10 protein-coding genes are annotated in these 11,758 nt (G+C 39.2%); 5 read left to right on the top strand and 5 right to left on the bottom strand.

The window, feature by feature from the left end; translation table 11 throughout:
* On the top strand, window positions 1-2,392 hold a 2,392-nt coding region (locus ACIQVU_RS11790; protein WP_402895658.1), incomplete at its 5' end, for an S-layer homology domain-containing protein.
* 522 nt (window positions 2,393-2,914) lie between these two features.
* The gene (locus tag ACIQVU_RS11785) at window positions 2,915-3,730 is read left to right on the top strand and encodes a metallophosphoesterase (protein WP_340803923.1); all 816 of its coding nucleotides are present in this window, start codon (window positions 2,915-2,917) and stop codon (window positions 3,728-3,730) included.
* A gap of 14 nt (window positions 3,731-3,744) precedes the next feature.
* Here ACIQVU_RS11785 and tatC read toward each other — a convergent pair whose 3' ends face one another.
* From tatC to ACIQVU_RS11760, 5 genes are all read right to left on the bottom strand, one after another.
* Window positions 3,745-4,563 (bottom strand): twin-arginine translocase subunit TatC, encoded by an 819-nt coding sequence (gene tatC / locus ACIQVU_RS11780; protein WP_340803926.1) that lies wholly within the window; start codon window positions 4,561-4,563, stop codon window positions 3,745-3,747.
* A gap of 11 nt (window positions 4,564-4,574) precedes the next feature.
* Entirely contained in the window at window positions 4,575-4,781 is a 207-nt protein-coding gene (gene tatA, locus ACIQVU_RS11775) for a twin-arginine translocase TatA/TatE family subunit (RefSeq protein ID WP_340803927.1), read from the bottom strand.
* 25 nt (window positions 4,782-4,806) lie between these two features.
* The gene (locus ACIQVU_RS11770; protein WP_340803928.1) at window positions 4,807-6,519 is read right to left on the bottom strand and encodes a GMC family oxidoreductase; all 1,713 of its coding nucleotides are present in this window, start codon (window positions 6,517-6,519) and stop codon (window positions 4,807-4,809) included.
* A 12-nt stretch (window positions 6,520-6,531) separates the two neighbouring features.
* Window positions 6,532-7,281: a gluconate 2-dehydrogenase subunit 3 family protein gene (locus ACIQVU_RS11765; RefSeq protein ID WP_340803929.1), complete on the bottom strand. Its 750-nt coding sequence runs from the start codon at window positions 7,279-7,281 to the stop codon at window positions 6,532-6,534.
* A 216-nt stretch (window positions 7,282-7,497) separates the two neighbouring features.
* The gene (locus tag ACIQVU_RS11760) at window positions 7,498-8,676 is read right to left on the bottom strand and encodes an alanyl-tRNA editing protein (protein WP_402895653.1); all 1,179 of its coding nucleotides are present in this window, start codon (window positions 8,674-8,676) and stop codon (window positions 7,498-7,500) included.
* A gap of 140 nt (window positions 8,677-8,816) precedes the next feature.
* Here ACIQVU_RS11760 and ACIQVU_RS11755 point away from each other — a divergent pair, with 140 nt between their 5' ends.
* The 3 genes from ACIQVU_RS11755 to ACIQVU_RS11745 all read left to right on the top strand — a co-directional run bounded on the left by ACIQVU_RS11755 (window position 8,817) and on the right by ACIQVU_RS11745 (window position 11,752).
* Window positions 8,817-9,104 (top strand): DUF6509 family protein, encoded by a 288-nt coding sequence (locus ACIQVU_RS11755; RefSeq protein WP_340803931.1) that lies wholly within the window; start codon window positions 8,817-8,819, stop codon window positions 9,102-9,104.
* A gap of 154 nt (window positions 9,105-9,258) precedes the next feature.
* On the top strand, window positions 9,259-10,404 hold the full coding sequence (locus ACIQVU_RS11750; RefSeq protein WP_340803933.1) for a VanZ family protein: 1,146 nt from the start codon (window positions 9,259-9,261) through the stop codon (window positions 10,402-10,404).
* Between the two features lie 13 nt (window positions 10,405-10,417).
* On the top strand, window positions 10,418-11,752 hold the full coding sequence (locus ACIQVU_RS11745; protein WP_340803934.1) for an FAD-dependent oxidoreductase: 1,335 nt from the start codon (window positions 10,418-10,420) through the stop codon (window positions 11,750-11,752).
* The last annotated feature ends 6 nt before the right edge of the window (window positions 11,753-11,758 follow it).

Here is an 11,758-nt window from a genome sequence, read left to right as displayed (position 1 = left end):
GGGCACATTAAGCTACCAATGGTACAGCAATACGACGAATAGCCCGAGTGGAGGAACCTTGATAAGTGGAGCCACAAATGCGACCTATGCAGCCCCGACCTCTACAGTAGGCACGATGTATTACTATGTAGTAGTAACGAACACAAATAATGGAGTAAGTGGTAATCAAACCGCACCAGTTACAAGTAATGTAGTAGGGGTAATCGTGAATGCGTTAGTAGATGCGGAGACGCCAGCAATCGGAACGCAGCCAGTAGGAGCGACTGTGAACCAAGGAGCTACCAATCCAACATTAAGTGTAGGGGCAAGTGTAGGTGATGGGGGCACATTAAGCTACCAATGGTACAGCAATACGACGAATAGCCCGAGTGGAGGAACCTTGATAAGTGGAGCCACAAATGCGACCTATGCAGCCCCCACTTCTACAGTAGGCACGGTGTATTACTACGTAGTAGTGACAAACACAAATGGTGGAGTAAGTGGGAGCCAAACGGTAATATCCACAAGTAATGTAGTTTCTGTAATAGTAAATTCAGCACAAACTATTACTATCACTATCACCTATAACGGCAATGCAAACACAGGAGGCACAGCTCCAACAGACAGTGAAACGTATGAGCAAGGAGAAGCAGTAACCGTTCTGGGTAATACAGGAAATCTGATAAAAGCGGGTTACACGTTTGCAGGCTGGAATACGCAAGCAGATGGAAATGGAATAGATTATGCATCAGGTTCAACTTTCCTAATGGGAAATGGAAGTATCATATTATATGCAAAGTGGAATCCTGTAGCTGTAACATATACAGTGACGTTTGATGTCGCTGGAGGAAGCACAGTATCAAATCAAACGGTAGCCCATGGAGGAAAAGCGAGTATACCAACGCCAGCGCCAACAAAAGTAGGCTATATATTTGAAGGCTGGTATACAAGTAGTGCTTACACAACACCATATAATTTCCAAAATGTAATCACAGCGAACACCGTGATTTATGCTAAATGGGTTAGTAATCAGACAGGTGGTAGCAATACTGATTCGTCTCCGACCCCTGAATCAGGTTCAACAACATCTCCATCCAATATAGAAGAAATTGTGGTGGATGTAGAGTCTGGTGACGGTGACCTAGTTTCTAAAACAACGATCAAACGAACAAAAAATGTAGATAATACGATGAAGGATGAAGTGACATTAACACTAGAGAGTGCAGCAGAGACGATTAAGAAATTAAAGGAACAAGGAAATGATAAGGCACGGATTATCATTCCAGACCAACAGGATCAAGTAAATCAAGTCCATGTGTCTATACCGAATAATGTAGTGACACTTCTTCAAGAGGGTGCAATTCATCTGGAAATTGTCACAGATAACGTTAGAATTGATGTGCCTAAAACTTCATTGGAAATGTTTAATGATGATCTCTATTTCCGACTTGTTCCTATAAAAGGGCAGGATGAACAACAGGAGATTAAAGAACAAGTGAGCAAGGAAAATATTGTGCAGCAGTTGGTAGGAAGTGCGGTTGTGGAGTTGCTTGGTCGTCCAATGACAATTGAAACGAATATGCAAAGCCGTCCTGTTACCCTAACACTGCCTTTGCCTAAGGATATAACACAGGAACAGCTTGATCATTTGGCTATCTACATTGAGCATAGTGATGGTACAAAAGAGGTTGTACGTGGAACGGTTGTAGAATTTCAAAAAGGAATAACAGGCTTACAGTTTGAAGTAAATAAATTCTCAACTTTCTCAATTCTCTACTTACCAGAAAAGGAAGAAATAAAGGAGCCACCTACTGACGCTATTAGCCATACACCATATATCCAAGGCTATCCAGATGGTACTTTCCGTCCGAATACCCCTGTTACACGCGCACAAATGGCAAGTATGTTTGCACGTTATTTAACTAACAATAATATACCTGAAACAAATGCAACATTTACAGACACGGCGCACCATCATGCCAAAGATGCAATAGAATTCGCAACAGCAGCAGGTCTATTTAAAGGAATGACTGCAACAGAATTTGATCCAAATGGCTCTATAACAAGAGCGCAAATAGCAACAATAGCTGCCCGTTGGATAGAGCAGCATTGTGTAGATAGTCCAAATGCAGATTTTTGTCAGCCAGCTGTAGAAAGTACAGTATTCAAAGATGTTAGTATCGAGCATTGGGCTGTTAAAGCAATTGATACGGTTAATGCATCAGGGATTATGATAGGTGTTACAGCAGATATATTTAAGCCAGATGACTTCTTAACACGTGCACAGGCAGTGAAGGTACTAAATCGACTGTTTGAGCGTCAAGTTCTGACAGAAGCCCAAACACCATTATTTACAGATGTAACTAGTGATTATTGGGCGTTTTATGAAATTCAAGAAGCGGCAAAAAAATAGACTGAGGATAGTAGGGCACGACGATAACCTAACAAATCGTCGTGCTTTTTATTTATAGTTCAAAGAGAAATTGATACCCAAAGCCTCTCACTGTTGCAGCTTTAGTTCTATGGTTAGTAGTAGATTCCGCTTTTTATAAATTTCCAATATAAACCTTTAGTGCCTGTGTGTCCCATACTTTCCTCTGCCTAAATAAGCTTATACAGTTTAGGGGATATCACTCTAATTGAATTATTTATCCTATTAATTTAGTGGATTCGGATACATCTCTAACATTCAGCAATAACTTTTACACCTTGTTCTCTCAATCATGGGGTGTTTTAACTTAAAATGATGAATGTATACATAAGTAGATCATTCTACCAATGGTATATTATAGGGGAATTTAACTAAAATTAATGATAGGGGCTATGTGCATTTTATGCATTTAAAGTGTATATACTGACAATCACACTGTTTTTTGCTTATAATAGGGGAGTCGGATTTGATTCTGAAAAGTAGCTACAAAGTGAGCGATTGCGATTGAAAAAATTATTATATATTGTATTTTTTATTGTTTTTATAGTCATTTTTTTGTACGTAAACAATCACTGGCTAGTCGTAAGTAAGCATGTATTCGAGTCAGAAAAAGTGCCTGCTAGCTTTGATGGGCTACGCATTGTACAGGTGTCGGATTTACATGATGCCCTCTTTGGTGACAATCAGCAGAAACTGATTGCTAAGGTTCAGGCTACAAATCCTGACTATATTTTTATCACAGGAGATGTGATAGATAGCAATCGCTACGATTTACAGCAAAGTTTACAGGCAGTAAAAGGACTAGTGGAAATAGCGGATGTTTATTATGTACTAGGCAACCATGAAGTAGCGACAAATAAGGTGAGTGAAATTTATGAGACGCTATCATCGTTAGGGGTACATATAATGCCCAACGAATCGACCGTATTAGAACGCAACGGGGAGCGTTTGGCGATTGTTGGCATTGAAGATCCGTTAATGGGAACATCAACAGAAGAGATGCTGGAGATAGCTACCACATATTTACCAGATGATATGTTAAAGCTATTGTTAGCGCATCGGCCTGAAATGTTTCGTACGTATGTAAATAATGGCATAGATTTAGTGTTTTCTGGACATGCGCATGGTGGGCAAGTCCGTATTCCAGGGCTTGGTGGACTTGTTGCCCCAGGGCAGGGGCTATTTCCAAAATATACGGCTGGCGTCTATGAAGAAGGTAGGACAAAGATGGTTGTTAGTCGCGGGTTAGGGAATAGCTCAGTGCCTTATCGCATTTTTAATTTACCAGAAATTATTGTAATGGATTTAAAGAAAAAGTAAGCACCGCGTAAAATCTACGCAGTGCTTACTTTTTCTTTACGCTCAGTTCGCTTCACAAGATAGATACTTATTTCATATAAAAGAATCATCGGTATTAAGACAAGTAGTTGACTGATAAAATCAGGTGGTGTAATAAGGGCAGAGCCTACTCCCATTGCAATATAAGACCAGCCCCGTATTTTTTTCATCGATTCAGCAGTGAGTGCACCAATTGCAGATAAAAATAGGGCAACAATCGGTAGCTCAAACAGTAAGCCGAGCGGCACGGTAGTCATTATTAAAAAATGCATATATTCACTGGCAGATACCATCACATTAAAATTAGCTGCTCCAATGCTTACTAAAAAGGAATAACTCAGCGGATTGACGATGAAGTAGCCGAAAAGAATTCCTCCCAAAAAAAGCACGAGCATAATCGGCGCATAGAAGCCTAAAAACCGACTTTCTTCTTCCTTTAAGCCGGGCTTTACAAAGCTCCATAAAAAATGTACAAGAAATGGCAGTGCAAGCCCAAATGCTAAAGTAGTAGAAATGGTCATATAAAACTTTACAACCTCCAGCGGACCTAAAATTACAAGCGAATGACCTCGTGTAATAAAAGGAAACCAAACATTAATGGTTGAAAAAACTACAATAAAAAATAATATAAATACGGTAAGCCCTTTGATAATTTGCTTGCGTAGCTCTGAAAGGTGCTCCAATAAGGAGTTTACAGGAAGCAGGGGCTCCTCTGCTTCCTGTTCCATCATCTCCGTTGGCACTTCCACAAATTCAGCCTCCTGCTTATCAAGAGGGCTTAAATATTTTCTGTGTCCATCTTCGTATGGGTCCATCGGCAAACCTCCTACGAAGCATCCGATTTTTTGTCAATCTTTTTCACCGAATCATCGTCCTCGTCATCCATAAGCCCTTTAGTAGACTTTTTAAATTCTGCAAAGGTTTTGCCAACTGCGCCACCGATTTCCGGTAATTTTTTAGGACCAAAAACAATTAAAACAATTACCAAAATAATGATTAATCCAGGTACACCAATTGCTCCAAGGCCTCCCATATGTCTTGCCTCCTTTTAAAAATTTTTATACTAAGGAACCGCCTGATTGACTATATTTAATAATGCCCTCTGCACAACGATAAGCGAGTGCACCTAAAGTACCTGTTGGATTGTACCCGCTATTATGCGCAAAGTTTCCAGCACTTACTGCAAAAAGATTATCAACATCCCAATGCTGTAGATAGTTATTTACAACACCCTCTTCTGGGGTTAAGCTCATCACAGTGCCCCCTGTATTATGGGTTGTTTGGTAAGGTACAATGTTGTAATCCGTAATCTCAGCATTTGGTACAACTGTTTTTGCACCCATTTCCTTCATAATCTCTGCCGCTCGTGCAGAAATATATTTATGAAGTGCGCGATCTTGGGCTGTAAAGTTATATGTGAGCTGCACCAATGGCAAGCCGTAAGCGTCTTTATAAACAGGGTCTAGTGATAAATAGTTCTCCTTATGAGGCATACATGCACCTTGCGCACCAATCCCGAATGAACGTGTATAGTAATAAATCGATTGCTTTTTAAATTCTGGTCCCCAAGTAGGTGTATCTGGAGGTGTTGGATTTGAGCCGATTGGTCGAGTACCCGTTTGTGTTAACGCAATATTTCCTCCATGAATAAAATCTAATTCACTATGGTCAAAATTATCGCCATTATAATCATCTATACACATACCTAAAGAGCCAGCGCCCATAAATGTATTGTATTGCTCATCGAAGAATCCAGCAGCACCAGGCAAGATTTGATAGCAATAATTTTTGCCAAGTGTGCCTTTACCAGTAGTAGGATCATATCTTTCACCGATATTCGAAACCATTAACAACTTAGCATTGTTAAAGACATAGCTCGTCAACACCACAACATTAGCAGGTTGAATAAATTCCTCACCTGATACGGTATCAATATATCGAACACCAGTCACCTTATTACCTTGCTTTAAAATTTCTACAACATTGGAATTAAAACGTAAATCAAAATTACCTGTCTTTAATGCAGTAGGGACAACCGTAATTTCTGCAGAAGATTTTGCACCATATTCACAGCCAAAACGCTCACAGAACCCACAATATTGACAAGCATTAATCGTTTCACCATCAGGATTTTTATAAACCTCTGATACATTGGCAGATGGAACCATATATGGCGTAAGCTTTAAGTTTTTAGCAGCCTTCTCAAACTGTGCAAGCATTGGCGTTTTTTTCATTGGCGGTGTTGGATATGGATTTGATCGCTTGCCAGCAAATGAATTTTTATCATCGCCTGAAATACCAGCCGTTTTCTCGAACTTATCAAAATAAGGTTCAAGTTGATCGTATGTTAGCCCCCAGTCTTGAAGGAGATAATCTGGTCCAAGCTTATTTGGCCCATAGCGTTTCTCTGTTAATGTTTTAATTTGAAAATCATAGGGCAAAAAGCGGTAAGTCATCCCATTCCAGTGTGTTCCTGAGCCACCTAGACCTTCACCGAGTAAGAAGGAACCTAGCTGACGCATTGGCAATGCCTTCATATTGCGGTCATTACGAAAGCTGACCGTTTCCTTGGATAGATTTTGCATTAAATCATAGCGAATCGCATAGCGGTATTCATCATGAACATTTAAATAATCCTCAGTGCCACGCTTTTGCCCTCGCTCTAAGCCAACAACCTTTAGACCTGCTTTGGCACATTCAGCAGCAATAATACCGCCTGTCCAGCCTACACCAACTGTTACAACATCTACACTTGGTAATGTTTTAGCCATATTCTAACCTCCTTAGTGATTGCCTAATGAATTAGGCTCAATTTTTTGAAATTTTGGATCCTCAATTTGTGTAATATAAGCCATTTGATGGCCAGGAAATTCCTTCATACGCCAGCCATCCATATTGCGATTGCCACCATACATAGGGTCAGCATATGCACCTTCTAAAGTAGCTGCACGTAATAACACAAAGAAAAATGCAGATGTTACGCCAACCATTTCTACCTCTCCCTTTTGAAAGGCTGTTAAAATTTCATCCATTTGTTTGCCCTCTAAATCATTAAAGCTTTTTTGATAACGCTTTTGAGCTTCATCCTCCATTTTTTGAATGCCCTGTCTAAAAATTTCTGCTCGTGTTAAGCGACTTTGATAGCCTTGTGTAGGGGCCCCCACATCAAAGGGACCTTGCATATACTCTTTAGAGTTACTGCCATACTGTCCTGCTAGCTGATGATCAATAAAGTAGGGAACATCCAACCCAATAGCACCCGGCCCTAAATCATCCTCTGGAAAAATGCGTTCTGTCGCATTGGATAAGATGCTAAAATCTCGTTCATTTCTAAAAAACATCTTAGCCTTTGGAGAGCCGGTAGCTTCATTTGTTGTACCATGTTCACCATGCTCTAAAGTAGAAGTTCCTTTACCATTGATGTTATAGCCTACTAGCCCACCTATTAATCCACCACCGACTAATGTACCAGCGGCAATACCTGTTGTTTTTAAAAAATCTCGACGCGAAACATTATTGTTATCTGTACTCATAGAAATTCTCCCCTCAAAATAGTTGAAGTTACTTCTATCTTTCATCATCAGCAAAAAATGCGAATTATAATCAATTTTTGTTGGAAAAGTATTCATTTCAGTGGAAAGTTTGTGATTTTATGTAGAAAAAAGAGGAAATAACGTAAAGCTACAGCCTATGAAGGGGGGAACCTGAAAAAGAAGCTGCTTTAGTGAGCAGCTTCTTTCTAGTGTAAATTAAGCATTTTGCATAGCTTCTAATAATTGTTCTTTAGTCATTGTATAGTCACCGCCACCTTGTATCATCTGGTCGTTTCCACCGCCTTTACCATTGATAAGTGGTAGTATCTTTTCAGCAATAACCTTCATGCTTTGTGTTACATTTTTACCTTTAGCTGCTACAAATTGTAGCTTGCTGTCATTTTGTGAAACGAGCAGGACGGTGCTATCTGCTTGCTGAGTTACAATCGTACGGGCAATTTTTTGCAGCTCCTGCATTGTCCGCTGATGAAAGGCAGCCGCTACAACAGTAGTATTTTGTTCAATAAGTGCTTGTGCTTCGTATTGTAGCAGCGATTCTTTAGCTGTTGCCAGCGCTTTTTCGGTATGCTTTTGGGCAGTCAGTATTTTAGTTAGCGCTGTTGCCGCTTCAATTTCAGGCACGCTTAATTGGCGTGCAACATCAGCTAATACTTTTTTTCGCATAGCAAGCTCATGTAAAACGCGCTGTCCACATACAAAGGAAATACGGACATTGCCTTTCATTTTTTCAGTGCCAAGAATTTTAAGAGCACTAACCTGTCCTGTAGAAGTTGGATGGGTTCCTCCACAGCCGTTGTAATCAAAATCAGGGATAATCACCAATCGAATATCTCCTAATACAGCTACTTCCTTTCGAAGCTGATAGGTGGTAAGTTCCTTTTCTGTCACCCATACTGTTTCAATTGGACGATTTTCTAAAATAATAGCGTTTGCTCTTGCTTCAGCTTCTGCCAATTGCTGCTCTGTCACCGCATCTATTGCAATATCAATAGTGACATGCTCACTTCCTAGATGAAAGGCGACCGTTTGTGCGCTGAATAGCTCAACAAAGGCAGCCGTTAAAATATGCTGTCCTGCATGCTGCTGCATATGGTCAAAGCGTCTTGTCCAATCTAACTTTCCATGTACAACACCATCTAAAGCAGTTAGCTTACCTTGCATATAATGACGAATTTCATCGTCTATTTTTTCAACATCTATTACTGGTACATTGTTTAAAGTGCCTGTATCATGTGGCTGACCTCCTCCAGTAGGATAGAATGCTGTATTTGATAATACAACATAATAACGATTAGCCTCATCTATTCCTGTACGAACAATGCTCGCATCAAATTCACGTAGCATCACATCTTGGTAATATAGTAGCTCCTTCAAGAAAAAGCCCCCTTTATATTAAATAACTGCCGTTTTATTGTTGCATAATTATTTGCAGGTGTATATGGCTTTTCTAGTTGACCCATGCTGAAATTGATTTAATATAAAAAGGAACAGCTAAAGATAAAGGAGTTAGTAGAATGGAGATTACACAATTTTCAATGGAAGAAATTTTAGACCCAACAAATATTATTGAAGGTAAACGTTTTGAATTTATTTTGGATGTAGAAGTTGACGAGGAAGATGAGCTTTACCATGAGGCAGGCATAGAGGTTCGTGTGCTAATTGCTGAAAAGGATGCGGAGCCATTTATTTTAAATTACTTTGTGATGGAAAAGGCAGAGGGTGAATATTTAGATTTAGCACTAGAGGATGATGAACTAGAAGAAATTTTAGCATTCTGTAAAGAGGAAATAGCTAAAGCATAAAGAGCAGGGCGTGTCTTCAAGTTATATGGGGATACGCTCTTTTTGTTGGAATTAAGGATTATGTAAGCTTGACGAAATATTTATGTAGTGTTGGAGCATTAAACTAAGTTTTAGCATTTATAAAAATGGGGAATTTATATAAAGAGGTGTTAAAATGTTCACGTACACACAATCTATTTTTACGGCATTTTTTATAACGATTATTTTATCATTTATTCTTTTTGTACCATGGCTTATTTATACGTATCGCAAATATGGCTATTTATCTGTATCGAAAACCATTATTATGTTTTCCTTTATTTTTTATTTTTTATCCGCGCTTTGCTTAGTATTATTACCATTCCCATCTACAAGAGATACTTGCTCACTCCAGTCAGCAGATACGGTTCATGCAAACTTACGACCTTTTCAATTTATTGATGATATTTTAAAGGATAGTGGAGTGGTGATAACAAATCCATCCACATGGCTTGCCCTTACAAAACAGCAAGCCTTTTTCCAAGCTTTTTTTAATTTCTTACTATTGATGCCATTTGGCGTTTATTTACGGTATTTTCTACAGGAAAGAAAATACTGGAAGCGAGCCTTGCTATTAAGCTTTTTGTTAACATTGTTTTATGAGGTAACACAGGGAACAGGTATTTATGGCATTTTTAATTGTGCGTACCGTATTTTTGATGTTGATGATTTATTCTTAAACAGTGTAGGCGCACTAATAGGCTTCTTGCTAGCCCCTATTGTCTGGGCACTATTCCCTTCACATCAGGATGTGGAGGCAAAGGCTGCCGAAATAGAAAAAAATAATGTTGTGAAGCCACTTTCTATTTTGCTGGCATTGGTGATTGATTTATTGCTAGCACATATTATCTGGCTGATTATTGGAGCATTTACAGGGTATAGTGGTATATTCGAATTGCTAGTGAAAATTATTTTATACATGCTGTTCTTTGGATGTGTGCCAAGTGTGATGAATGGTGCTACATTAGGTATGAAGTTTATGCGTTTTACCATGGTCAATAAAAATGGTAAAAGTGTAAGACGACAATCATGGCGTCGCTGTATAGCTATTATTGCCACGACATGTTTAGTAGAGGCAATTACAACGATTGGCAGTATTCAATTAAATATGGATTCGCCATTCTATATTTTACAAATTGCTTTTTCTCTATTAGCGTTTTTGGCAAAGCTGACTCTGACAATTATTATCATAATTCATGTTATACGTGTGATTGTCAGTGGAGGAAAGCGTCGTTTCTACGTGGATCAATATGCAGATTTAATCGCAACAAGGAAAAAATAAGGGGGTTTGTAGCATGAAATACGTCATCATTGGAGGAGATGCTGCAGGGATGTCTGCGGCAATGGAAATCTATCGTAATGTACCAGAAGCAGCTATAACGACTTTAGAACGTGGCTTTATTTATTCGTATGGGCAATGTGGGTTGCCCTATGTGGTGGATGGACGTATTTCATCAACCAAACGCCTAATTGCTAGAGATGTCGAAACTTTTCGTGATAAGTACGGCATTGATGCGCGAGTTGGCTATGAGGTAGAGCATGTAGATAGTGATAAGCAGCTTGTTACAGGTACTAAGGCAACAGGAGAATCCTTTGAAATCCCTTACGATAAGCTCCTAATTGCAACAGGGGCAGACCCAGTAATACCTATTAAAAGGGGAATAGATTTAGAGGGTATTCATACAGTGAAAACAATTCCTCAGCTTGAGGATTTGCTGGCGGATTTAACGCCTACTATTGAGCAGGTAACCATTATAGGTGGTGGCTATATTGGGTTGGAAATGGCAGAAACCATTCATGCTTGTGGAAAAAAGGTAAGACTTATTCAACGAGGAAGCCATGTGGCAAGAATTTTGGATGAGGAGCTTGCACAGCATGTGCATGAGGAAGCAAAAAAGCATGATGTAGAGCTGCTTGTTAATACAAGTGTCGAAGCCTTTGAAGGTGGTCAACGAGTTGAACGTGTTATTACAGATAACGGTGTATTTAGCACAGATTTAGTAATTGTTGCGTCAGGTATTCGTCCAAATACAAAGTTTTTACAGGATACAGATATAGCACTTGCTAAAAATGGCGCTATTATTGTTAATCGTCATTTAGAAACATCCATTGAAAATATTTATGCAGCAGGCGATTGTGCTACACATTTTAATATTGTAAAAGAACGTTTAGACTATGTGCCTTTGGGAACAACCGCTAATAAGCAAGGTCGTCTAGCAGGCTTGAATATGTCTGGCAAATTTGCGCCATTTAGAGGAATTGCTGGCACATCTATTTTAAAGTTTTTTAATTTAACAATTGCTACAACAGGTATAAATGAACGCAAGGCAAAAGAGCTTGGCTTTGATTACGAAGCACATAAATTATCAGCACGTCATATTGCAGGTTATTATCCAGGCGCACAGCGTATCTATATGAAAGTTATTGTACGCAAGCGCGATCAGCTACTATTAGGGGCGCAAATTGTTGGACCAGCAGGTGTTGATAAACGTATCGATGTTTTTGCTACTGCCTTATATAGTAAAATGACATTACCTGATTTATTGGACTTAGATTTAGCCTATGCACCGCCATTCAATGGTGTATGGGACCCATTACAGCAACTAGCAAGACTAAATGGACGTAATTAAGGAGGT

The sequence above is a fragment of the Lysinibacillus sp. NPDC098008 genome, from assembly GCF_044760715.1.
Classification (GTDB): Bacteria; Bacillota; Bacilli; order Bacillales_A; family Planococcaceae; genus Lysinibacillus.
This window is presented reverse-complemented; position numbering and strand designations above follow the sequence as displayed.

Excerpts from the sequence above, each read along its gene's own strand:
- tatC (WP_340803926.1), bottom strand. The coding sequence starts at position 4,563 with ATGGACCCATACGAAGATGGACACAGAAAATATTTAAGCCCTCTTGAT.
- tatA (WP_340803927.1), bottom strand. The coding sequence starts at position 4,781 with ATGGGAGGCCTTGGAGCAATTGGTGTACCTGGATTAATCATTATTTTG.
- ACIQVU_RS11770 (WP_340803928.1), bottom strand. The coding sequence starts at position 6,519 with ATGGCTAAAACATTACCAAGTGTAGATGTTGTAACAGTTGGTGTAGGC.
- ACIQVU_RS11765 (WP_340803929.1), bottom strand. The coding sequence starts at position 7,281 with ATGAGTACAGATAACAATAATGTTTCGCGTCGAGATTTTTTAAAAACA.
- ACIQVU_RS11755 (WP_340803931.1), top strand. The coding sequence starts at position 8,817 with ATGGAGATTACACAATTTTCAATGGAAGAAATTTTAGACCCAACAAAT.
- ACIQVU_RS11750 (WP_340803933.1), top strand. The coding sequence starts at position 9,259 with ATGTTCACGTACACACAATCTATTTTTACGGCATTTTTTATAACGATT.
- ACIQVU_RS11745 (WP_340803934.1), top strand. The coding sequence starts at position 10,418 with ATGAAATACGTCATCATTGGAGGAGATGCTGCAGGGATGTCTGCGGCA.